The organism is Pseudoxanthomonas sp. 97-1-1 (assembly GCF_057773125.1).
The window spans coordinates 86,689-108,520 of the sequence record NZ_JBYMTJ010000002.1 but is presented as its reverse complement, the minus strand read 5'-3'; the positions used below and the strand labels follow the sequence as shown (position 1 = coordinate 108,520).

General features: G+C 68.0%; 21 protein-coding genes. 9 read left to right on the top strand and 12 right to left on the bottom strand.

The window, feature by feature from the left end; genetic code table 11:
- The first annotated feature begins 27 nt into the window (after positions 1 to 27).
- The 3 genes from AC3DET_RS07655 to AC3DET_RS07645 all read left to right on the top strand — a co-directional run bounded on the left by AC3DET_RS07655 (position 28) and on the right by AC3DET_RS07645 (position 3,437).
- Positions 28 to 1,290: an alkaline phosphatase family protein gene (locus AC3DET_RS07655; RefSeq protein WP_488391228.1), complete on the top strand. Its 1,263-nt coding sequence runs from the start codon at positions 28 to 30 to the stop codon at positions 1,288 to 1,290.
- Between the two features lie 49 nt (positions 1,291 to 1,339).
- A complete protein-coding gene (locus AC3DET_RS07650; RefSeq protein ID WP_488391227.1) occupies positions 1,340 to 2,842 on the top strand; it encodes a DNA-3-methyladenine glycosylase 2 family protein in 1,503 nt (500 codons plus the stop codon).
- A gap of 97 nt (positions 2,843 to 2,939) precedes the next feature.
- Complete coding sequence (locus tag AC3DET_RS07645) at positions 2,940 to 3,437, top strand: methylated-DNA--[protein]-cysteine S-methyltransferase (protein WP_488391226.1); 498 nt, start codon at positions 2,940 to 2,942, stop codon at positions 3,435 to 3,437.
- A 6-nt stretch (positions 3,438 to 3,443) separates the two neighbouring features.
- Here AC3DET_RS07645 and AC3DET_RS07640 read toward each other — a convergent pair whose 3' ends face one another.
- From AC3DET_RS07640 to AC3DET_RS07625, 4 genes are all read right to left on the bottom strand, one after another.
- Complete coding sequence (locus tag AC3DET_RS07640; RefSeq protein ID WP_446538744.1) at positions 3,444 to 4,205, bottom strand: LytR/AlgR family response regulator transcription factor; 762 nt, start codon at positions 4,203 to 4,205, stop codon at positions 3,444 to 3,446.
- Positions 4,202 to 5,419, bottom strand: coding sequence for a sensor histidine kinase (locus tag AC3DET_RS07635; RefSeq protein ID WP_488391225.1), 1,218 nt, complete (start codon positions 5,417 to 5,419; stop codon positions 4,202 to 4,204). Before AC3DET_RS07635 ends, AC3DET_RS07640 begins: the two co-directional genes overlap by 4 nt.
- 3 nt (positions 5,420 to 5,422) lie before the next feature.
- Complete coding sequence (locus tag AC3DET_RS07630; RefSeq protein ID WP_488391224.1) at positions 5,423 to 7,054, bottom strand: serine hydrolase; 1,632 nt, start codon at positions 7,052 to 7,054, stop codon at positions 5,423 to 5,425.
- Between the two features lie 145 nt (positions 7,055 to 7,199).
- Complete coding sequence (locus tag AC3DET_RS07625) at positions 7,200 to 8,456, bottom strand: formimidoylglutamate deiminase (protein ID WP_488391223.1); 1,257 nt, start codon at positions 8,454 to 8,456, stop codon at positions 7,200 to 7,202.
- On the opposite strand from AC3DET_RS07625, the gene AC3DET_RS07620 reads away from it, so the two are divergent.
- Complete coding sequence (locus AC3DET_RS07620; RefSeq protein WP_337731244.1) at positions 8,455 to 8,685, top strand: hypothetical protein; 231 nt, start codon at positions 8,455 to 8,457, stop codon at positions 8,683 to 8,685. The genes AC3DET_RS07625 and AC3DET_RS07620 overlap by 2 nt on opposite strands.
- A 4-nt stretch (positions 8,686 to 8,689) precedes the next feature.
- Positions 8,690 to 9,916, top strand: coding sequence for an imidazolonepropionase (hutI, locus tag AC3DET_RS07615; protein ID WP_488391222.1), 1,227 nt, complete (start codon positions 8,690 to 8,692; stop codon positions 9,914 to 9,916).
- 66 nt (positions 9,917 to 9,982) lie between these two features.
- On the opposite strand, the gene AC3DET_RS07610 is transcribed toward hutI, so the two are convergent.
- Both AC3DET_RS07610 and AC3DET_RS07605 read right to left on the bottom strand, forming a co-directional pair.
- Positions 9,983 to 10,159, bottom strand: a complete 177-nt coding sequence (locus AC3DET_RS07610; protein WP_142124535.1) for a 30S ribosomal protein THX — start codon at positions 10,157 to 10,159, stop codon at positions 9,983 to 9,985.
- 143 nt (positions 10,160 to 10,302) lie between these two features.
- On the bottom strand, positions 10,303 to 10,710 hold the full coding sequence (locus AC3DET_RS07605; RefSeq protein WP_337731246.1) for a MerC domain-containing protein: 408 nt from the start codon (positions 10,708 to 10,710) through the stop codon (positions 10,303 to 10,305).
- Positions 10,711 to 10,801: 91 nt separating this feature from the next.
- Here AC3DET_RS07605 and AC3DET_RS07600 point away from each other — a divergent pair, with 91 nt between their 5' ends.
- The 3 genes from AC3DET_RS07600 (at position 10,802) to AC3DET_RS07590 (ending at position 14,779) form a co-directional block, all read left to right on the top strand.
- Complete coding sequence (locus AC3DET_RS07600; RefSeq protein ID WP_488391221.1) at positions 10,802 to 12,973, top strand: TonB-dependent receptor; 2,172 nt, start codon at positions 10,802 to 10,804, stop codon at positions 12,971 to 12,973.
- Positions 12,974 to 13,091: 118 nt separating this feature from the next.
- Positions 13,092 to 13,547 (top strand): MarR family winged helix-turn-helix transcriptional regulator, encoded by a 456-nt coding sequence (locus tag AC3DET_RS07595; protein ID WP_446538750.1) that lies wholly within the window; start codon positions 13,092 to 13,094, stop codon positions 13,545 to 13,547.
- On the top strand, positions 13,544 to 14,779 hold the full coding sequence (locus AC3DET_RS07590; RefSeq protein ID WP_488391220.1) for an MFS transporter: 1,236 nt from the start codon (positions 13,544 to 13,546) through the stop codon (positions 14,777 to 14,779). The genes AC3DET_RS07595 and AC3DET_RS07590 overlap by 4 nt, the downstream gene beginning before the upstream one ends.
- A gap of 179 nt (positions 14,780 to 14,958) precedes the next feature.
- Here the strand turns inward: AC3DET_RS07590 and AC3DET_RS07585 are convergent, their stop codons facing one another.
- On the bottom strand, positions 14,959 to 15,441 hold the full coding sequence (locus tag AC3DET_RS07585; RefSeq protein ID WP_192201682.1) for a Fur family transcriptional regulator: 483 nt from the start codon (positions 15,439 to 15,441) through the stop codon (positions 14,959 to 14,961).
- Positions 15,442 to 15,454: 13 nt separating this feature from the next.
- Entirely contained in the window at positions 15,455 to 16,861 is a 1,407-nt protein-coding gene (gene gltX / locus AC3DET_RS07580; RefSeq protein ID WP_488391219.1) for a glutamate--tRNA ligase, read from the bottom strand.
- Positions 16,862 to 17,017: 156 nt separating this feature from the next.
- Here gltX and lpxH point away from each other — a divergent pair, with 156 nt between their 5' ends.
- Positions 17,018 to 17,755 carry a UDP-2,3-diacylglucosamine diphosphatase gene (lpxH, locus tag AC3DET_RS07575; protein ID WP_488391218.1) on the top strand — a complete coding sequence of 246 codons (738 nt, stop codon included), beginning with the start codon at positions 17,018 to 17,020 and terminating at the stop codon, positions 17,753 to 17,755.
- 113 nt (positions 17,756 to 17,868) lie between these two features.
- Here lpxH and AC3DET_RS07570 read toward each other — a convergent pair whose 3' ends face one another.
- Genes AC3DET_RS07570 through AC3DET_RS07555 form a run of 4 tightly spaced genes read right to left on the bottom strand, consistent with a single transcriptional unit; the run spans position 17,869 to position 21,819 of the window.
- Positions 17,869 to 18,666 carry a ferritin-like domain-containing protein gene (locus tag AC3DET_RS07570; RefSeq protein ID WP_488391217.1) on the bottom strand — a complete coding sequence of 266 codons (798 nt, stop codon included), beginning with the start codon at positions 18,664 to 18,666 and terminating at the stop codon, positions 17,869 to 17,871.
- A gap of 16 nt (positions 18,667 to 18,682) precedes the next feature.
- A complete protein-coding gene (purF, locus tag AC3DET_RS07565; protein WP_192201690.1) occupies positions 18,683 to 20,152 on the bottom strand; it encodes an amidophosphoribosyltransferase in 1,470 nt (489 codons plus the stop codon).
- Between the two features lie 7 nt (positions 20,153 to 20,159).
- The gene (locus AC3DET_RS07560) at positions 20,160 to 20,768 is read right to left on the bottom strand and encodes a CvpA family protein (RefSeq protein WP_488391216.1); all 609 of its coding nucleotides are present in this window, start codon (positions 20,766 to 20,768) and stop codon (positions 20,160 to 20,162) included.
- A gap of 46 nt (positions 20,769 to 20,814) precedes the next feature.
- Positions 20,815 to 21,819 carry an SPOR domain-containing protein gene (locus tag AC3DET_RS07555; RefSeq protein ID WP_488391215.1) on the bottom strand — a complete coding sequence of 335 codons (1,005 nt, stop codon included), beginning with the start codon at positions 21,817 to 21,819 and terminating at the stop codon, positions 20,815 to 20,817.
- Positions 21,820 to 21,832 lie beyond the last annotated feature (13 nt).

The following is a 21,832-nucleotide window of genomic DNA, read 5'->3' as shown; positions in this document are numbered from 1 at the left end:
ATGGATTCCAGCTCCTCTACGTACCGCATGCGCCTGCCATTGGTCAGGGTGACGGTGCTGGCCGTCCTGCTCTGGACGGCCGGTTGCGCCACCACCCCCTCCGCCGCCCCGACACCCTCCACCCGGCACAGCGTCGTGCTGATTTCCATCGACGGCCTGGCCGCCAGTGCGCTGGCACGCGGCAACACGCCCAACCTGGACCGCCTGGCGGCCGAGGGCGTGCACGCGGCATGGATGAATCCCTCCTACCCGGTGCTGACGTTTCCCAACCACTTCACCCTGGTCACCGGGCTGCGGCCGGACCGCCACGGCATCATCCACAACAGCATGCGCGATGACGCCGTGGGCGGCTTCAAGGTGGCCGACAAAGCAGCGGGCGCGGATGCGCGCTGGTGGCAGGGCGAACCGATCTGGAACACCGCCGAGAAGGCCGGCCTGCGCACTGCGATCTGGGCGTGGCCGGGCAACGCGGCCCCCATCGATGGCCGCCGTCCCACGCGGTGGGTCCCCTATTCCCCGGAGATCAGTTCGCTCGAGCGCGCGGACCAGGTCGCCGACTGGCTGACCGAGCCCGCAGCGACGCGGCCCCACCTGGCGGCGCTGTATTTCGAGCGGGTGGACAACGTGGGCCACGACAAAGGCCCGGATGCGCCGGAAACCCTGGCGGCGATCCGCGAAGTGGATGCCGCCGTGGGCCGCATCATGCAGGCACTGGATGCACGCGGACTGCGCACGTCCACGGACATCGTGGTGGTCTCCGACCACGGCATGGCGCCGGTGGCGCCGGATCAGTACATCGCGCTGGAAGACATGGCCGCCTTCGAGCAGGCCGAGGCGGTCAGCACGGGACAGGTGATCGGCTTCAATCCGCGCCCAGGCCACGAAGCCGCCGCCGGACACCGCCTGCTCGGTCGGCACGACCACTACCAATGCTGGCGCAAGCAGGATCTGCCGGCCCGCTGGCACTACGGCAGGCATCCGCGCGTGCCCGCGATCGTCTGCCAGTTCGATGAAGGGTGGAATGCCCTGCCAGCCGAGCAACTGCAGCGCGTGCCGAAGGACCGGCTGAACCGCGGTTCGCATGGGTACGACAACACCCTGCCCTCCATGCGCGCGGTGTTCGTGGCGGCGGGGCCCAGTTTCCGCCGTGGCGCAACGCTGCCGGCATTCGACAACGTGGACGTGTACCCGCTGCTGGCGACGTTGCTGGGCCTCGCGCCGGCGCGCAACGACGGCACGGCCGCGACCTTCGCGCCGGTGCTGGCACCGCGGGCGGACATGCCGCATTGATGTCCGGAAACGGGGAGTCCACGCGCGGGGCCGGTGCTAGCCTTCCCGCATGCTTCCCGCCGATGCCACTGCCCTGCCCGACCCGCATGTTTGCGAACAGGCGCGCCTGAGCCGCGATGCGCGCTTCGACGGCCTGTTCTTCACCGCCGTCACCAGCACCCGCATCTACTGCCGGCCGGTGTGCCCGGCCCCGGCACCGAAGCCGGCGAACATCGTCTACTACCGCCAAGCCGCTGCGGCAGAGGCCGCCGGCTTCCGCCCGTGCCTGCGCTGCCGCCCGGAACTCGCCCCCGGCGACGGCACCTGGCGGCGCGGCGATGCAGTGGTGGCACGCGCACTGAAGCTGATCGACCAGGGCGCGCTGGTGGACGCGCCGTTGTCCGCACTGGCCGGGAAAGTCGGATTGGGCGAACGGCAGCTGCGGCGCCTGTTCACCGAACGCCTGGGCGCGACGCCTGCGGGCGTGCACGGCACGCGGCGCCTGCTGTTCGCCAAGCAGCTGCTCACCGATACGGCGCTGCCGATCACGCAGGTGGCCCTGGCGGCGGGGTTCGGCAGCCTGACCCGGTTCAACACCGCCTTCCGCGAGGAATACCGCATGGCGCCGCGCGATCTGCGCAAGCGCGATGCGCCGCCTTCGCACGAGATCATGACGCTCCGCCTGGGCTACCGGCCGCCCTACGACTTTGCCGCGATGCTGGATTTCCTGCGCGGACGCGCCCTGCCCGGCGTGGAAGCCGTGGATGGGCACGGGTATTCACGCGTGATCGGCACGGGGGCTGCGCCGGGCTGGTTGCGGGTAAGCGCATGGGATGGGAAGGACCCGCATGCCCTGAAGCTGGAATTGCACGGTGCGGCACCTGCCGACCTGCTGGGGATCGTGCATCGCCTGCGACGCATGTTCGATCTGGATGCGGATCCGCGAGCCATCGCGCACGCGCTGGAGGGCGACGCGCGCCTGCGCCCCCTGCTGCGCGAACGACCGGGCCTGCGGTTGCCCAGCGGCTGGGAAGGTTTCGAGATCGCGGTGCGGGCCGTCATCGGCCAGCAGGTCAGCGTGGCCGCCGCGCGCACGCTGACCGCCCGCCTGGCGCAACGGTATGGAACCACGCTGGCGACACCGTTCGGGGCACTGACGCAGGTGTTTCCGACGCCCGACGCGATCGCCGACGTGGATCTGACCGAGATCGGCCTGACCCGCGCGCGCGCCGCCACGATACGCGGGCTTGCGCGCGCACTGATCGAAGGTCGCGTGGACTTCAACCCGGAGCGCACGCTGGACGATTTCACTGCACGCTGGGTGGCCCTGCCCGGCATCGGCCCGTGGACGGCGCACTACATGGCGCTGCGCGCACTAGGTCATCCGGATGCGTTTCCTGCCGACGATCTGGTCCTGCAGAAGGCGGTGCCGACGGATGGCACGCGGATGACAGCAAAAGTCCTGACGGCACGCGCGGAAGCCTGGCGGCCGTGGCGCGCGTATGCGGTGATCCATGTGTGGAAGGCGAGCATGGCGGCGCAGAAGCCACGCTCTCCTGCAGGAGCGACGTGAGTCGCGACCGCATGAGTGAAATGTTTCCGTCGTCTGAAGGATCCCGGTCGCGACTCACGTCGCTCCTACATTCGAGCTCCCTTATCCTGCCCTCACCATGATCCTCTTCCGCCACCTCGCCAGCCCTGTCGGCACGCTCACCCTGGCCGCGACCGACGACGGCCTGCATGCGATCGAATTCCCGCGCAACCGCCACCCCGCGAACCGTGCTGGATGGACGGAGGGGCAACATCCCGTGCTCGATCTGGCCGCGCGCCAGCTGGATGAGTATTTTGCCGCGACGCGCCGCGCGTTCGATCTGCCGCTGGCACCGCGCGGCACCGACTTCCAGCGCACCGTGTGGCTGGCGCTGGCCGGCATCGCCTACGGGGAAACGGTCAGCTACGCGCAACTGTCGCAGCGCGTCGGAAAACCCACCGCGATGCGCGCCGTCGGCGCCGCCAACGGACGCAATCCGCTGCCCATCGTGCTGCCCTGTCATCGCGTGATCGGTGCCGACGGTTCGCTGACGGGCTTCGGTGGCGGCCTGCCGACCAAGCAGTTCCTGCTGGAACTGGAAGGCGCGCTGGCGAGGGCGGGCGACCTGTTCGGCTGAGATCGCCTACATGCCGCGGAAACGCTGCTGGAACGCGGCGCTGACCGGCAGTACATCCTTGCGGCCCTTCACGCTGAGCTGGTGTCGGCCGAGTTCGTCCTTGCGCACGCGGTCGATCGCCTGCACGCGCACCAGCACGCCGCGATGCACCTGCCAGAACACATCGTGGTCAAGCCCGCCCAGCAGTTCCTTCAGCGGCATGCGGATGATCGCATCGTCATCGGCGGTCGCCACCCGCACGTATTTGTCCTGCGCCTGGAAGAACAGCACCTCATCGATGGCAATCATGCGCACGCTGTCGCCGACGCTGGCGGTGATCCAGCGGATGAGCCGTTCGCCCTGCGGACGCAGGCGCGCCTCGAGATCGTCGATCAGCGCACGAAGATCAGGCGCGCGCGGGTCTGCAAGCCGCTCCCTCACGCGCTCCACCGCCTGCGCCAGCCGCGCGTCCTGCACAGGCTTGAGCAGATAGTCTGCGGCGCCCGCCTCGAAGGCGCGGATCGCGTAATCCTCGTAGGCGGTGGTGAAAACCACCAGTCCCTCCTGTTCGACCACCTTCCGGGCCACGTCCAGTCCGTTGACGCCCGGCATGCGGATGTCGAGGAACGCGATCCGGGGACGATGCCGCGCCACGGCCTCCAGTGCGGACACGCCGTCCTCGCATACCGCCACGATTTCGAGTTCCGGCCACGCAGCGTGCAACTGCTGCTGCAGCGCGCGTCGCTGCGGCGCTTCATCCTCGGCGATCATGGCGGTGATGCGGCTCATGCCTGCGACCGTAGCGGCACGCGGATCCCGGCGCAAACACCGCGGCCGTCCGACCGTGGCGACAGCGCGAAGTCCGCCTGCGCACCGTAGCGTGCGGCGAGTTGCTCCCGCACGTTCGCCAATCCCACGCCGGTGCTCAGGCCAGGCTGCAGGCCGGCCCCATCGTCGATGACCCGGACGCACAACTGCTCGCTTTCAACGACCGCCGCCACCTCGATGCGCCCCGGGCCCGGGCGCGGCTCGATGCCGTGCTTGATCGCGTTCTCCACCAGCGTGATCAGCAATGAGGGTGGGAATGGCAGGGCGCGAAGCGCATCGTCCGCCCGCACCGTGTACGCCAGTCGCCCGCCCATCCGCACCTGCATCAGCGCGAGGTAGCTGGTGGCGATGTCCAGTTGCTGCCCCAGCGTGGCATGCAGCCCGCGGTCGTCGCGCAGCTTGGGGATGGTGGCGCGCAGGAAGGCGACCAGCGCGTCCAGCGTGGCCTCCGCCTGGGCGGGATCCTGTCGCACCAGTGCGCGCACCGAGGCCAGAGTATTGAACAGGAAATGCGGCTCCACCTGGGCCTGCAACACGCCCAGGCGCAGGTCCGCTTCGTGCACGCGATCTTCGAGTGCGCTCAGTTCGCGCAGGTGATGATGGTCTTCCCATCGACGGTGCTCGCTGAAATACGCGCGCAAGGCCAGCCCGCCACCGAACAGGCCGTAGATCACCACCAGTGCGGCGATGTTGATGGCCAGGCCGATCGCCTTCATCACGGGTGAAAGCACAGGCGGCTTCGAGGACAGTCCGGCGGCAGCCAGTTCGGGCCTCACCAACTGGTCGATGTACGAAGACGCCACGCGATCGACGAAGAAGCTGAGCACCATGCCGGCCAAGACGGCGATCACCACGGCCTTGCGCTCCCATGCAACCGGCCAGGCACGATGGCGCACTGCAGTGGCGAGTGCAGGTCCCAGCGTCGCCATCAGGCTGAAGGCGACAAACTGCGTCGCCGCCACCTTCAGCGCGATGGCGAGATCCTGCACCGCCACGCCGACACCGGCCCCTATGAAGGCGGCGACCACCGCGATCACGCCGCAGAACAGCAGACTGCGACCGAGCAACCACTGCCGGCCGAACACCGGGTACTGGCGATAACGGCTCCACACCGCGTTGCCGCCCACCAGCACCTCGGGTGGCAGCTTCTGGCGCAGGGAGTAATCGCGATCCATGGCCTACTTCCTCTCGCCGCGCAGCTGCTGGCCGGCCTGCTTCAGCGTCAATGCAACCACCTTGCCCGCCGCATCCCGCTCAAAGCGTATCTCGGCGCCGACAGCGTCCATCACGAACTCGTCCGGCGCCACCGCCTGCACGGGCAGCGCCGGCTGGCCGGTGCCCTGGATGGTCAGCGTCTCGCCCTGCGCCTTCACGGTGAGCGCGAACGCGGGCATGAGCGGGTAGTCGCCTTCGTATTCGCGCAGCACGGCGGCATCGAGCTTCAACGCAGGCTTCGGCGCGGTGGCATCCATGCGCCTGGCCGGCAGAGCGGCGCCCATCTGCATCCATGTGAACGACTGTCCCTCCGACGTACGCTGCGGCCGCAGGACGGCATCGAACTCGCGTGGGTAGAAATCGCCCGCACTGTCGTACCCCATCGCATAGGCGCCCTGCCCGGCGGGCTGGATCTCCAGCGCATCGCCCTTCCGGCGCACGGTCATCTTCATGCCGCCCGCCAGCTGGTACTCACCGGCAAGCGCATCGAGCAGTGCGGCATCGGGCTTGCTCTCGCGGCGCGGCGAGCCGAGCGGAAAGCGGACGTCGACCAGATGCAGGCCCAGCGAGCCCAGGCTGCCGATCGAATTCCAGGTGGTGTCGGACAGGATCACCACCCCCCGCTGCCCGTCCTTGTCGAACGACACGAAGGACGAGAAGCCACCGGTACCGCCTTCGTGCACGTGCACGATGCGCTCCCCGACCGGCATCAGCATCCAGTTCATCGCCATCGGTGGCGCATCGGAGAGCTTCTGCTGCGACAGCGCCAGGGCGGGCGAGACGGATGTCGCCTCGCTACCAAGCTGGCCCTGCACGTAGCGGACCATGTCCTCGAGCGTGGCGCGCACGCCACCCACGCCCGCGAGGTTGGCATGGAAATGCCAGGCGGAAGCCGGTTGCGCATTCGGCGTATGCCCCACCGCCGCACGCACGCCGGGCGGTGCATGGTCGATGTAAGCGTGCTGCATCCCGAGCGGTGCGAACAGCCGCTGCTTCAGGAGCGTTTCCATGTCCGTGCCGGCGCGGCGGGCGACGGCGTAGGACAGCACCATCGAGGCGAAGTTCGAGTATTCGAATGTCGTGCCGGGCGCGGCGGTCAGGGTGACATCGCCAAGCGAGGCGAGCAACGCGGCCTCGTCCAGCCTGGCGTAGGGATCGTCCACGTTCGGCGCGGCCATGCGCGACGGCAGTGCGGGCAATCCCGAGCTGTGTGTCACCACGTGGCGGATCAGGATCGGCTTGCCCTGGTAGTCCGGCAGTCTGGTGCCCGCCGGCAGCCACTCGGACAGCGGGTCATCCAGCGAGCCCTTGCCCTGCAGGATCAGGTCGGCCAGCAGCGCCGCTGTCATGGTCTTGCTGACGGAGCCGATCTCGAAGGCGGTATCGGCGCCGATGCGCGCGATGTCCCGTCCATCCGCGCACTGGAACGTGCGGGCCACGCTGCCGCCTTCGATCACGGCCACTGCCATGCACGCGCCGGTGCGATCGCCCTGCAGGCGCTGGCTGACGACATCGGCCAGTGCGTCGTCGCTCATGGCATGGACGGAACCGCTGACCACTGCCAGCGTCAGGGCGAGGGAATGCGCGAACGTCATGACATGGCTCCGGGTGGGATGGCCGCCATGCTGCCGCGCCTGTCCATGCGCCGTGCAGGCATCGGATGGAGCGGGCACTACCCGCGACGGAACCCCCGATCCGGCGGATGGCACCGGCGACGGTGGCAGCCCGTCCCGCACGCCCTCAATCCCGCAGCAGCTGTCGAAGCGTCCCGGCGTAACGCCGCGCGATGGCCTCGCCTGCCACGTGCCGCCCGCCGGCGACGACCTGGCGCCCCGCTACGCGGACCTCCTCCACCAGCGGACGATTGCCGGCGAACAGCCAGCGGTCGATGACATCGTCCTGCGTGGCGCCCGCCAGTGCGGGGGCATGTCCATCCAGGAGGACGGAATCCCCGTGTGTCCCCGCGAAGCCGGTGGCATCCGCGGCGCTGGCCAGCACGCCACGCAACAGCGTCTCACCGACACTGGTGGATGCCGGCGTCACCGCGATGTTGCGATGGTGCGTGACCAGGCGCTGGCCATACTCCAGCCACCGCAGTTCCTCCACGGGCGACACCGAGACATGCGAATCCGAACCGATGCCCCATTGCCCGCCCGCCTGCAGGTAGTCGCGCAACGGGAACAGGCCATCGCCCAGGTTGGCTTCGGTCGTGGGACAGATCGCCACCGTGGCGCCACTGGTGGCGATGCCGCGCGTCTCGTCTTCGGTGAGGTGCGTGGCATGCACCAGCGTCCATCGACGATCGACGGGGCATTCGCCCAGCAGCCATTCGACCGGCCGCGCCTGGCGCAGCGCCAGGCAGTCCTGCACCTCACCCACCTGTTCTGCGATGTGGATGTGCACCGGCGCGTCGGCGGGCAATGCCGCCAGCACGTGCCGCATGGCCGCTTCCGGCACCGCACGCAGGCTGTGGAACGCGCAGCCCACGCGCAATGCGTCATCCTGCAGGGAGCGCAAACTGTCGAACAGGCGAAGGAAGTCGTCCACGCCGTGGCCGAACCGCTGCTGCCGTGGCGAAAGCTCGCGTCCGTCGAAACCACCGGTCATGTACAGCACGGGCAACAGCGTCATGCGAATGCCGGTGTCGCGCGCGGCGGCCACCACCGCCTTCGACATCGCGGCCGGGTCGGCATAAGGCGTGCCGTCCGGCTGGTGGTGCACGTAGTGGAATTCGCATACCTGCGTGTAACCGGCTTCCAGCATTTCCGCATACAGCTGCGTCGCCACCGCGTACATGCTGTCGGGCGTCATGCGGGCCGCGAAGCGGTACATGATCTCGCGCCAGGTCCAGAAACTGTCCTCCGGATGCGTCTGTCGCTCCGCCAGGCCGGCCATCGCGCGCTGGAAGGCATGCGAATGCAGGTTGGCGATGCCGGGGACGCGCCATCCGCCGTCGGCGGCGACGGCCAGCGCTTCGTTGGGATCACGCGGGGACATGGCAATGCTCACGGCTGGCGACAAGGGTGCGTTAGGCTACCGCGTCGCTCCCTGCTCTGGCACGCCCATGGATGCTCTTGAAATCGCCCTGCTGTTCGTCGCGGCGGCCCTTTTTGCGGTCTTCGTGTTCCTGAAGGCCGCGAAGACGGATCGGGACGACGGTGGCAACGGCAGCGTCCATGGCTTCGAGGGCGATGCGGACGGCGGCGGCGACGGCGGAGGCGATTGACCTCATGACGCTCCGTTGGGACGGCCTGCTGGTGAATGCGCGACTGGTGACGCTGGCAGGCGACACCGGTTACGGCGTGGCGGAGAACGGCGCGCTGGGCTGGCGCGAAGGCGTGCTGGTGTTCGCAGGCGCAATGGACAGCCTGCCCGCGCCACCGGATGCGCTGGCCGACACCTTCATCGATGCGCGCGGCGACTGGGTGACGCCCGGCCTCGTGGATTGCCACACGCATGTCGTGTTCGGCGGCGACCGCGCAAGCGAGTTCGAACAGCGCCTGCAGGGCGCCAGCTATGAAGACATCGCGCGTGCAGGAGGCGGCATCGTGTCCACGGTGCGAGCCACCCGTGCCGCCAGCGAGGACGACCTGTTCGCACAGTCGCTGCCGCGCGCGCGCGCGCTGCGCGACGATGGCGTGACCACGCTGGAGATCAAATCCGGCTATGGCCTCGATCTCGAAAACGAGCGCAAGATGCTGCGCGTGGCCCGGCGCATCGGCGCTGCGCTCGGCATCACGGTGCGCACCACGTTCCTGGGTGCGCATGCGTTGCCGCCGGAGTACGCAGGACGTGCCGATGATTACATCGGCGCCGTGTGCGACTGGCTGCCGCTGCTGCATGCGGAAGGACTGGTGGATGCGGTGGACGCCTTCTGCGAACGCATCGGCTTCACCGCGGCGCAGACGCAGCGGGTGTTCGAAACCGCGCGCGCCTTGGGGCTCCCCGTGAAACTGCACGCGGACCAGTTGAGCGATGGTGGCGGTGCGGCGCTGGTGGCCGGCTTTGGCGGGCTGTCGGCGGACCACGTGGAGTACACCTCGGAAGCCGGTGTCGCCGCCATGAAGCAGGCAGGCAGCGTTGCCGTGCTGTTGCCGGGCGCATTCCACGTGCTGCGCGAAACCAGATTGCCGCCACTGGATGCCTTCCGTGCACAGGGTGTGCCGATGGCGGTGGCGACGGATTGCAATCCCGGCACGTCACCGCTGCAATCCCTGCGGCTGGCGATGTCGCTGGCGTGCACGCATTTCCGCCTGACGCCCGAGGAAGCCTTGCGCGGCGCCACCGTGCATGCGGCACGGGCATTGGGCCTGTCGGATCGTGGACGCCTGCAGGCCGGCCAACGCGCGGACTTCGTGCGCTGGCGCATCGGCCAGCCCGCGCAGCTCGCCTACTGGCTGGGCGGCGACCTGGTGTCGGCCATACACGTAGGCGGCCGCCTCGTCACCCCTGGCTAGAAAAACGAAAACCCCGGCATGGGCCGGGGTTTCGCACGCGCTGCCGGGCTTGCCGGCGCGGTTGGTTTACGCCTTGGCGACGGCCTTCTTGGCCACGGCCTTCTTCGCCGGGGTCTTCACGACCGACTTCTTGGCGGTGGCGGTGGCAGCCACACCCGCCTTGGCGACCGTGTGCTTGCGTGCATTGCCGTAGCTGGACGAATAGCGCTTGCCCTTGGCCGTCTTGCGATCACCCTTGCCCATCTTTGTTCTCCTGATTCACTGAAAAGTACGCCCGGGTCGGGGCGATTGCACGTGCGACCACCGGATCGGGGCGCTGCGCGCGAGGCCGCAAAGCCTACCACAGCGGGGCCTTCCCGGCCCCTGCCAGCGTCACGGGCAGGCGCTCAGTGGGCGCAGCTGGCGTCGTGGATGTGCCAGTGGTTCAGGCGCAGGTTCAGCAGGTGGGCCAGGCCGACCAGCGTACCGCCCACGGTCATGACGATGGCGTGTGGCACCACGGCTTCGTGGAGGGGTGCATACAGCACACCCGCCCACAGGGCCGCCAGACCGAACAGGAGCATGCCCAGCGCGCGGAAGGCACGGTGGCGGCGATAGCCCCAGAGCAGGCTGAAAAGGCCCAGCACGGTCACGAAGGTCACGAAGCCACGCTCGAACCCGTCGCCCAGCCACACGGACAGGCCCAGCGAGGGAATCGCGGCCAACAGCAGGGGGGTGATCGCGCAATGCAATGCACACACCAGCGATCCGGCAGCGGCGAAGCGATCGATGAAGAAGCGGAGGGAGGACTTCATGGGGACAAGTATGACTTCCGGGAGGGTTATATTGTCACTATTGGTATATTATAACATCTTCAACTTCCCCACCATGAGTGAATCCACGCCCATGCCATCCCCGCGTCGCGCCCCTCCCGCCCCCCACCTGCTCGCCGCCGCCCTCGCCCTGGCGCTGGCCTCCCCCGCCGCGCTGGCGGACGACGCCGGAGCCCCCCAGGCCAAGGATCTGGACGCCGTAGTGGTGACCGCCTCACCGTTGAAGGGCAATGCCGAATCCGTCGCCACCCCGGTGGAGGTCCTGTACGGAGAAGCGCTGGACAAGGCCAAGGCCGGCACCCTGGGCGAGACGGTGGCGAAGCTGCCGGGCGTGCAGACCACCTATTTCGGCACGGGCGTGGGTCGCCCGATCATCCGCGGCCAGGAAGGCCCGCGCGTGCAGGTGCTGTCCGGCGGCATCGGCTCGATGGACGCCTCCACGGTCTCCGCCGACCACGCGGTCAGCATCGAGCCGTTCCTCGCCGACCAGATCGAAGTGCTGAAGGGGCCCGCCACCCTGCTGTTCGGCAGCGGCGCCATCGGTGGTGCCGTCAACGTGGTCGATGGCCGGCTGGCCGAATCGATCCCGGACCAGCCACTGAGCGGACGCGCGGAAGTGCGCGGCAACACCGTCAACGACGAACGCACCGGCATGTTCCGCCTCGACGGCGTCAACGGGAACTGGGTGCTGCATGTCGACGGCCTGGTCCGCGACACCGACGACTACGACATCCCGGGCGTGGCCATCCTGCACGACCACGAGGAAGGCGAAGAACACGAAGAAGAACCGCAGCCCCGCGGCACATTGCCGAACAGCTCGGTGAAGACGCGCGCCGGAGCCATCGGCGCGACCTATCTCGGCGACCGTGGCTACTTCGGCCTGGCCGCCAGCACCTACCGCACCGACTACGGCATTCCTGCCGGCGCGCACGTGCATGGCGAAGAAGATCATGACCACGACCATGACGGCGAGGAAGACCACGACCACGAAGCGCACGAGGAAGGCGCGGTACGGATCGACATGGTGCAGAACCGGCTGGACCTGAAAACCGGCATCTACGACCCGGTGTCTTTCCTGCAGAGCCTCAACCTGCGCGCGGCCTGGAACGATTACGAGCATGTGGAGCTGGAAGGCGGCGAAGTCGGCACCCGTTTCACCAATGAAGGCTACGACGCGCGCCTTGAAGCCGTGCAGAAGGAATGGAATGGCTGGCGCGGCGCCTTCGGCCTGCAGTTCGGCAGCACCGATTTCAGCGCCGTGGGCGATGAAGCCTTCGTGCCGTCGACCGTCACCGACACTCTGGGGTTCTTCGTGGTGCAGGAAAAGGACTTCGGCCCGTGGAAGCTGGAACTGGGTGGCCGCTACGACAAGGTCGAACTGAAGCCGGATGACCGTGCCGCAAGCGACTTCAATGCGGTCAATCTTTCTGCCGCCGCGATCTGGCGCCTGAGCGACGGCTTCGACCTGCGCTTTGGGCTGGACCGTTCCGAGCGTGCGCCCACGAATGAGGAACTGTTCGCCGGCGGCACCCACGTCGCCACGCAGTCCATCGAGATCGGTGACGCTTCGCTGGATACCGAGAAGGGCGTGCGCGCGGAAATCGGCGCGCATTGGCACACCGATCGCGTCGATCTGAAGCTGGCGGTCTACCAGACGAAGTTCAAGGACTTCATCTACCTCACCGATACCGGCGTGGAAGAAGAAGGCTATCCGGTGCGCCTGTGGACACAGGACGACGCCACCTTCACCGGCGCCGAGGCCGAAGCGAAGATCCAGCTCGCCGATACCGCCGCCGGCGCATGGGACCTGCGCGTGTACGGCGACTACGTGCGTGCGGAGCTCGATGGCAACGGCATGCGGACGGTGGCCTTCGAGGTACCGCATGGCGACCATACGCATGGTTACGAAGTGGATATCGCACAGGGCGGTTACCTGCCGCGTATCGCACCGATGCGCATCGGTGCCGACCTGGGCTGGTCGCTGGGTGGCTGGCGCGCATCGCTGGGCGCGGTGCGCTACAGCAAGCAGGACGACCTTGCACAGAACGAGGAGCCGAGTGACGGCTACACGCTGGTGGATGCGCACTTGGCATATCGCTGGGATCGCACGACATCAAGCTGGGAGGTGTTCCTGGATGGCAGCAACCTGACCGACGAAGAAGCCCGCCCGCATACCTCGTTGCTGCGCGACTACGCGCCGCTGCCGGGCCGCGGCGTGGCCTTCGGCATCCGCGCGTACTTCTGACCGGCGACTGACGGCCCTCCCCGGGGCGGCTGGCCTGGATGGCAGCCGCCCTTCTTGACAACACTTATGTGCATATACACATAATTCATCCGGCAGCCCCCATCGCGATCAATCCCGCATGCCCGCCCCCTCCGCTACCGCATCGCCCAGCTCATGCACCTGCTTCCGCCTGCGCCGCGCAAGCCGCCGCGTCACCCAGGTGTACGACCATGAACTCGCCGGGGCCGGCCTGAGCCTCAACCAGTACTCCATCCTGCGCCGCAGCGAACGCGAGCCACGCGTGCTGGGCGACCTGGCCGGAGAACTCGGCATGGATCGCACCACCCTGACCCGCAACCTGTCGCCGCTGGTGGATGCAGGCCTGGTGGAAATCGTCCGCGGCCACGACGCGCGCCAGCGCGTGATCGCGCTGACCCCGCCGGGCCGCGACCGACTCGCCGCCGCGAAGCCCCTCTGGCGACATGCGCAGGCGGTCATCGACGCGATGCTCGGCGAGGCCGGCGTCAAACGATTGCACCGCGACCTGGACCACCTCGACGACCTGCTGCGCCAGCGCCTGGGAGAAGCCGCATGAGCCCCGCTACCCCGACGCCCGCTCCGCGCATGCACTGGGGCCTGTTGCTGGCCGCCGCAGCGACGCTGATGATCACCATGGGCGCGCGCCAGACCACCGGGCTGTTCGTTTCACCGATCCACCAGGACACCGGCATCGGTATCGCCACGATCAGCTTCGCGCTGGCGATCGGCCAGTTCACGTGGGGAGCCGTGCAGCCGATCTTCGGCGCCATCGCCGACAAGCGCGGTTCCACCGGCGTGCTGGTGCTCGGTGGCATCCTGCTGGCGCTGGGGCTGGCCCTGACGCCGCATCTCACCTCGCCCTGGGGGCTCATGTTCACGCTGGGCCTGTTGACGGCGGCCGGCGCAGGCGCAGGCAGCTTCTCCATCCTGATCGGCGCCACCGCACAACAGCTGGCGCCCGAGAAACGCTCGTTCGCCGCGGGCTTCATCAACGCGGGGGGTTCGCTCGGACAGTTCGTCTTCGCGCCGCTGGTGCAGGCCGTCATCGCCGTCGCCGGCTGGGCCAGCGCGATGTACACGCTTGCCATTGCGTCGCTGCTGGCGATTCCGCTGGCCTTCCCGTTGCGCAGGAAGGTGGCGTCTTCGACGGGTTCAACACCCGCCACCGCGGTCGGCGATATCTCGCTCAAGCAGCAGATCGCCATCGCCCTGCGTGACCGCAGCTACTGGATGCTGCACCTGGGCTTCTTCACGTGCGGCGTGCACATCGCCTTCCTGGTGACGCACCTGCCTGGCGAAATCGCATTGTGCGGCCTGTCGCCCAGCGTGTCGGCGGTGTCGATCGCGCTGATCGGCCTGTTCAACGTGGCCGGCAGCCTGGTGGCCGGTGCACTGGGCCAGCGCGTGCGGATGAAGTGGATCCTCGCGGTGATGTATGCCAGTCGCGCGGTGATGATCGCGCTGTATCTGCTGGCGCCTCCGACGCCGTTGACGTTCTACGTGTTCGCGGCAGCACTCGGTTTCACCTGGCTGGCGACGGTGCCACCCACGGCCGGCCTGGTCGGCAAGCTGTTCGGTCCGCGCTACCTGGGCACCCTGTTCGGACTGACCTTGCTGTCGCACCAGATCGGCGGCTTCTTCGGTGCGTGGCTCGGCGGGCTGGCGCTGGAGCGCTTCGGCGACTACACGTGGATGTGGTACGCGGATATGGCGTTGGCGTTGATCGCGGCAGCAGCGAACCTGCCTATCCGGGAAACGCCACCGAAAGCGGTGCCGGCGGCGGCGTGAGCAAATCCGTTGCAGGAGCAACTGCAGGAGCGACGTAAGTCGCGACCGCACGCCAACACTTGCCGGAAGCTTCAGCTGGCGCAGCTTCTTTCTTGCCCGGAAGACCTAGCGCGATGATCAGCTCCCGGCCAGCGAAATCCGCGATCGCGACTTACGTCGCTCCTACAACAACAAATCCGCTACGCGGCAGCGCAGCGCGCGCACAGGCCATGCACTTCCAGCGTCTGCGCCTGTGGCTGGAAACCCAGTGCCTTGGCGCGCGCATCCAGCGCCGCCACTACGTCGCGATCCTCCAGTTCCACCGCACTGTGGCAGCGGTCGCAGATGAGGAACGGCACCGAGTGCTGGGCGCTGTTCGGGTGATGGCAGGCGACGAACGCATTGACGGATTCGAGCTTGTGCACGAAGCCATTGGCCATCAGGAAATCCAGCGCGCGATACACCGTTGGCGGCGCGTCGGCACCCACGCCCTTCGTGGCGCGCACCCACTCGAGCAATTCGTAGGCCTTCACCGGCTTGCCGGCTTCGGCGATCAGCTGCAGAACACGCGCACGGATCGGCGTCAGCCGCAGGCCGCGCTCCTGGCACGCGCGCTCCACTGCGACCACGAACGCCTGCGCGTCATGGACATGGTGGTTCGGGTCGGTGCAGGCGTGTGGCATGGGCGATCCGTGATCAGGCGGCCGTACTTGTCTTGATAAGTGCTGCGTCGATGCGTTTCAAGGCTTCATCGCGACCGGCAAGGTAGACCGTCTGGGAAATGTCCGGGCTGACCTGCGTCCCGGTGATGGCCACGCGCAAAGGCTGCGCCACTTTGCCCATGCCGATGTCGAGCGCCGCTGCGGCCTCGTGCAGGGCGACGGACACACTTTCCGCGCTCCACTCCGCCAGCGCCGCCAGGCTTTCGCGGGCCTTGGCCAGCGGAGCATGCGCGGGGGCGCCCAGATGCTTGGCTACTGCAGCATCGTCGTACACCGTCAGCGGCCGGTACCAGACCACCGCCTTCTCGGCCATGTCCTTCAACGTCTGCACGCGGTCGCGCAGCGCGACCACCACGTCGGCCGGCGCCGGACCCGCGGCCAGGTCGATGCCCAGCTTCTCCAACTGGTAAACGAGGTGCGGCGCGATGTCCGCAGGCGCATCGGTCTTCAGGTAGTGCTGGTTCACCCAGCCCAGCTTGGCCATGTCCAGGCGCGCGGCCTTGGAATTCACGTCCTTCACGTCGAACAGGTCGATCAGCTCCTGGCGCGAGAAGAGCTCCTGGTCGCCGTACGACCAGCCCAGCCGCGCCAGGTAGTTGATCAGCGCGTGCGGCAGGTAGCCGGCGTCCTTGTACTGCATCACGTCGGCCGCACCGGTGCGCTTGGACAGCTTGGCGCCCTGCTCGTCCAGGATCATCGGCATGTGCGCGAACTTCGGCACCGGTGCACCCAGCGCTTCGTAGATGTTGATCTGCCGGGGCGTGTTGTTGATGTGGTCGTCGCCGCGGATCACCTCGGTGATGCCCATGTCCCAGTCATCGACCACCACGGCGAAGTTGTAGGTGGGATAGCCGTCCGGACGGAAGATCACCATGTCGTCCAGCTCGCTGTTGGCGATCTCGATGCGGCCCTTGATCAGATCGTCGAAGGCGACCACGCCGTCGAGGGGGTTCTTGAAGCGGATCACGCGGTTCGGGTCGTCGCGGTGCGGCAGGTTCTGCTCGCGCGCGGCGCCGTTGTAGCGCGGCTTCTCCTGTTTCGCCATCGCGGCTTCGCGCATGGCGTCGAGCTCCTCGCGTGTCTCGTAGGCGTAGTAGGCCTTGCCGGCCGCGACGAGTTGTTCAGCGACCTCGCGATACCGGCCGATGCGCTGGGTCTGGTAGACCGGGCCTTCGTCGTAGTCCAGGCCCAGCCAGTCCATGGCGTCCAGGATCGCGTCGATCGCGGCCTGCGTGCTGCGCTCGCGGTCGGTGTCCTCGATGCGCAGAATGAAGTCGCCGCTGCGATGGCGCGCTTCCAGCCAGCAGTACAGCGCCGTGCGGGCGCCGCCGATGTGCAGGTAGCCGGTGGGACTGGGAGCGAAGCGGGTACGGCAGGCCATGGAGGAGCTCAAGTACGGAGTCCCGCGATTTTACCGCGCCGCGACGGTTCTGCCGCGCTCGCCGGCCCGAACGCGCCGCAGTGAGCCCGCTCGGTGAGGCGCCCGGAAGGCCTTGCCGATAGAGGAAGCCCGGTGGGGAGGGCTTAGAATCGCCGCATGACCACACTCTTCATCTCCGACCTGCACCTGGACGCTGAACGCCCTGCCGTCACCGAGTTGTTCGGCGCGTTCATGCAGCGGGAAGCCGTTGCGGCCGACGCCCTGTACATCCTGGGCGACCTGTTCGAGGCCTGGGTGGGCGACGACGATCCATCGGAAACGGGTGCCTACGTCGAGGCCCGCATTCGGGAGGTCGCCGATGCCGGCGTGCCGGTGTTCTTCATTCGTGGCAATCGCGATTTCCTGCTCGGCAATGCCTTCGCCCGCCGCGCCGGCATGCGCATCCTGCCCGATCCGGCCGTTGTCATGCTGTACGGAAAGCCGGCGATCCTCATGCATGGCGACCTGCTGTGCACGGGTGACACGACCTACCAGGCGTTCCGCGCGCAGACGCGCAATCCCGCCTGGCAGGCGCAGTTCCTGTCGCAGCCACTGGCGGCCAGGCTCGCCTTCGCCGCGCAGGCGCGTGCCGCCAGTGCCGCTCACCAGGGCGGCATGAAGCAGAGCGACAAGGCGCAGTTCGAAGCATTGACCGACGTGACGCCGGCGGCCGTGGACGCGACACTGGTCCAGTTCGGCATCGACACTCTGATCCATGGTCACACGCACCGCCCTGCCATCCACGAACTGATTGTTGGCGAACGGGCGTGCCGCCGCGTGGTGCTGGGCGACTGGTACGAGCAGGGCTCGGTGCTGCGGGTGGAACCGCATGGAATGACGCTGGAGCGTCTGTAGGTCTCTGATGTGGGAGCGACACAAGCCGCGATGATGCTTCCGCGGTAGCTCATCGCGACTTGTGTCGCTCCCACACCCTCATGTGCATTCCGTCCACAGGTCGCCCAAGCCCCCTACGGGGCTTCCAGCGCCGCGAGTTCGTCTTCGTCGAACCCAGCCAACAGCCGCGCCTCGATATTGAACGGGCCATGCAGGTAGCCGCCGGCGTATTCCCTCAGCAGTTCGCGGAAGCGTGCGCGCGGTTCGATGCCACGCTGCTCGCAGTACCAACGGTACCAGCGCGAACCGGCGGCGACATGCGCGATTTCCTCGCGCAGGATCAGGTCGAGAATCCCGACGGTGGCTTCGTCTCCCAGATCGCGCAGCTTGACGATCATGCCTGGCGTGACGTCCAGGCCGCGCGCCTCCAGCACGCGCGGTACCAGCGCCATCCGCGCAAGACCATCGTGCGCGGTCTTCTCTGTCATCTCCCAAAGACCGTTGTGCGCATCGAAATCCCCGTAGTCGTAACCCAGTTCGCGCAAGCGGTCGCGCAGCAGGACGAAGTGGCGCGACTCATCGTTGGCCACGCTGACCCAGTCGGCCTGGAACGCCGCCGGCATCCCACGGAAGCGATACACCGCATCCCAGGCCAGGTCGATGGCATTCAGTTCGATATGCGCGATGGCGTGGATGAAGGCCGCCCTGCCCGGCTCGCTGCCGAGCCCGCGGCGCGGCAGCTCGCGCGGATGCACGAGGGCCGGCTTCGCCGGTCGCCCCGGCATGCGGATCGGTTCGGGTGCCGGCGCGTCCGCCGGAATGGCCAGCTCACCGCGCTTGAAGGCGTCAGCGAATCGCTGCGTCAGCGCGACCTTGTCGTCCACGTCCGTTGCGTCCAGGCAGGCACGCGCGGCCTCGAACAGCGTGGCCATGGAGTGCGCGCCGGAATCAGCCGACGCGGCGCTTGCGCTTGGCCTCGTCCGAGCGCATCTGCTCGATGCGCTCGAAATATCCCGGCTCGATGCCGGTGACATACTTGCCATCGAAGCAGGAGGAGTCGAAATCGGCCAGCTGCGGATTGCCTTCGCGCACAGCCGCCTCGAGATCTTCCAGGTCCTGGTAGATCAGCCAGTCACAGCCGAGCAGCGTCTCGATCTCTTCGATGCTGCGGTCGTGTGCCACCAGCTCATCGGCAGCCGGCATGTCGATGCCGTAGATGTTGGGGTGGCGCACCGGCGGTGCGGCACTGGCCAGGTAGACCTTGCGCGCGCCCGCATCGCGCGCCATCTGCACGATCTGCTTGGACGTGGTGCCGCGCACGATGGAGTCGTCCACCAGCAGCACCACGCGGTTGCGGAATTCCAGGTTGATCGGATTGAGCTTGCGGCGCACGGACTTCACCCGCTCGCCCTGCCCCGGCATGATGAAGGTGCGGCCGACATAGCGGTTCTTGATGAACCCCTCGCGGTACTTCACGCCCAGCACGTTGGATATCTCCAGCGCGGCGTCGCGCGAGGTGTCCGGGATCGGGATGATCGTGTCGATGTCGTGGTCCGGGCGCAGGCGCAGGATCTTCTCGCCCAGCTTCACGCCCATGCGCATGCGCGCCTTGTGCACCGACACGTTGTCGATCATCGAATCGGGACGCGCGAAGTACACGTACTCGAAGATGCACGGCGCATGGTGTTGCGGTTCGGCGACGATTTCGCTGAACAGCTCGCCGCGCGCGGTGATCACGATGGCTTCGCCGGGCTGCACGTCGCGCATGCGGGTGAAACCCAGAATGTCGAGCGCGGCGGATTCGGACGCGATGATGTACTCGGTGCCTTCGCTGTGCTCGCGCTTGCCCAGCACCAGCGGACGGATGCCGTGCGGGTCGCGGAACGCCACCAGGCCCAGGCCCAGCACCACGCTGACCACCGCATATCCGCCCTTGACGCGGCGATGGACGCCGGCGACCGCGCGGATGGCGGCTTCCGGACTGAGCGTGCGCTGCAGGTCCAGCTCGTGCGCGAACACGTTCAGCAGCACTTCGCTGTCCGAATCGGTGTTGATGTTGCGACGGTCCTGGGCGAACACGTCCTGGCGCAGGGCCTCGGTGTTGATCAGGTTGCCGTTGTGCGCCAGCGCGATGCCGTAGGGCGAGTTCACGTAGAACGGCTGCGCCTCGTCCATGCCCTCGGAGCCCGCGGTCGGATAGCGGCAATGCGCGATGCCCACGCGGCCTTCCAGCACGCTCATCGCCTTGGCGTTGAACACGTCCCGCACCAGCCCGTTGTCCTTGTGCACGCGCAGTCGCGTGCCGTCGGCGGTGGCGATGCCGGCGGCGTCCTGCCCGCGGTGCTGGAGGACGGTCAGCCCGTCATAAAGCTGGCCGGCAACATTCTGGTTGCCGACGATTGCGACGATGCCGCACATGGTGGACCTACTCCGGTTTCGACTCGGGCGACGCTGGCGGGGAGACGCGCTCCGGCGGGGCGCCGGACTCTTGCAGCGGCAGGGGCAAGTTTTGCAGGCGCGCATTATCGCCCGCCGGACGCCCATTGCCAAAGTCCAGTTCCTGCACAGTCCATTCCGGCAACCACTGCGCAAGCCATTCCGCGCCGGGCAGGAGCAGCGGCACGATGGATGACCGCTGCCATTCAGGTTCGCGCGGCAGGTCGGTGAAGGCCACCAGCAACAGCAGCACGCAGGCCACGAAGGCACCACGCAATATGCCCAGGCCGAGCCCCAGCACACGATCGAGCCCCGACAGGCCCACGGTCTTCACGAGTTGCCGCACGATCCAGCCGGTCACGCCGACCACGAGCATGACGCCGACGAAGCTGAGCGCGTACCCCCCCAGCAATTCGCTGGCGGTGGGCGGCCCATCGTCGGAAAGCCAGACGGCGACCTGCGCGCCGTAGTGGAAGGCGACCCAGCCGGCCAGCACCCAGGCGACCATCGATGCTGCGGCGCTGACGAGCCCGCGCATCAGCCCGAACAGCGCCGAGACGGTGATGATGCCCAGCAGTGTCAGGTCGAGCGCACTCATGCGCGCGCCTGCCCGCACCCGGATTCAGTGGCGATGCCGATGCCGGTCAAGGATGCGGGCGCACCATGCCATCGACACCGACCTTCGCCGCTACCTGCGCCTTCAGCCGGTCCGCATCGGCACGGCTTGCCACCGGCCCCACGCGCACGCGACTGAGCGTGCCCTTGTCGGTGCGGACCTGTTCGACGAACGCACTGAAACCGGCAGCGCGGGCGCGATCACGCAATGCGTTGGCGTCCGCCGCGCTGGAGAATGCCCCCAGCTGCACGGCGAAGCCCACGCCGGACGCGGCAGGCTTTGCTGCTTCGGCTGGCTTGGGTGCGGGCGCGGCGGGCTTGCTCGCGGCGACGGTCGGCTTGGGTTCGGCGGGCGGCGGCGTGGTGGCCGGCTTCGGCGCCGGTGCCGCGGGCTTGGGTTCCGGCGGCAGCGCCTGCGCGGTGATCGCCGGCGTGGGAGCGGCGGCCACCGATGAAGGCGTCGGTGCCACAGGCGTGGCGGACGGGGTGGGCGCAGTGGTCGCCGCAGCGTCCAGCGTGACGACCTGGGCGTTCACATCACCCCGGATCCTGATGGCCTCCAGACGCGCGGATTCGGCCTGCGGGCGATCGGCATAGGGACCGACGCGCACGCGGAATGCCTGCTTGCCATTGATCGTCGCCGGCTCGACAAAGCCCGGCAGCGCAGCCTGCTTCACGCGGGCCAGCACGGCATCGGCATCGGCCTGCGTGGCATAGGCGCCGAAGCTGACGGCGAAGTTGCCGGCAGCAGTGGCGGCGGACTGCGGCACGCCGGCCGCCGGGAGCGGTTCCGCAGCGGGCGCGGCCACCTGGCCCTGCATGCCGACCGCACCATTCGCGGGGGGGCTGCCCGGGGCGACCAAGGGCAGCTCACGTGTTTCGTATTCGCCATCGGCGGCTGGCGGAACATCCAGCGGCACGTCCGACACGCCGCTATCGGGCGCGGGGCCTTTCACCAGCATGGGCAGGAAGATGACGGCCAGCGCCACCAGCACGACGGCGCCGATCAGGCGCTGTTTCAGGGCAGTATCCATCCAGGTCCACGGG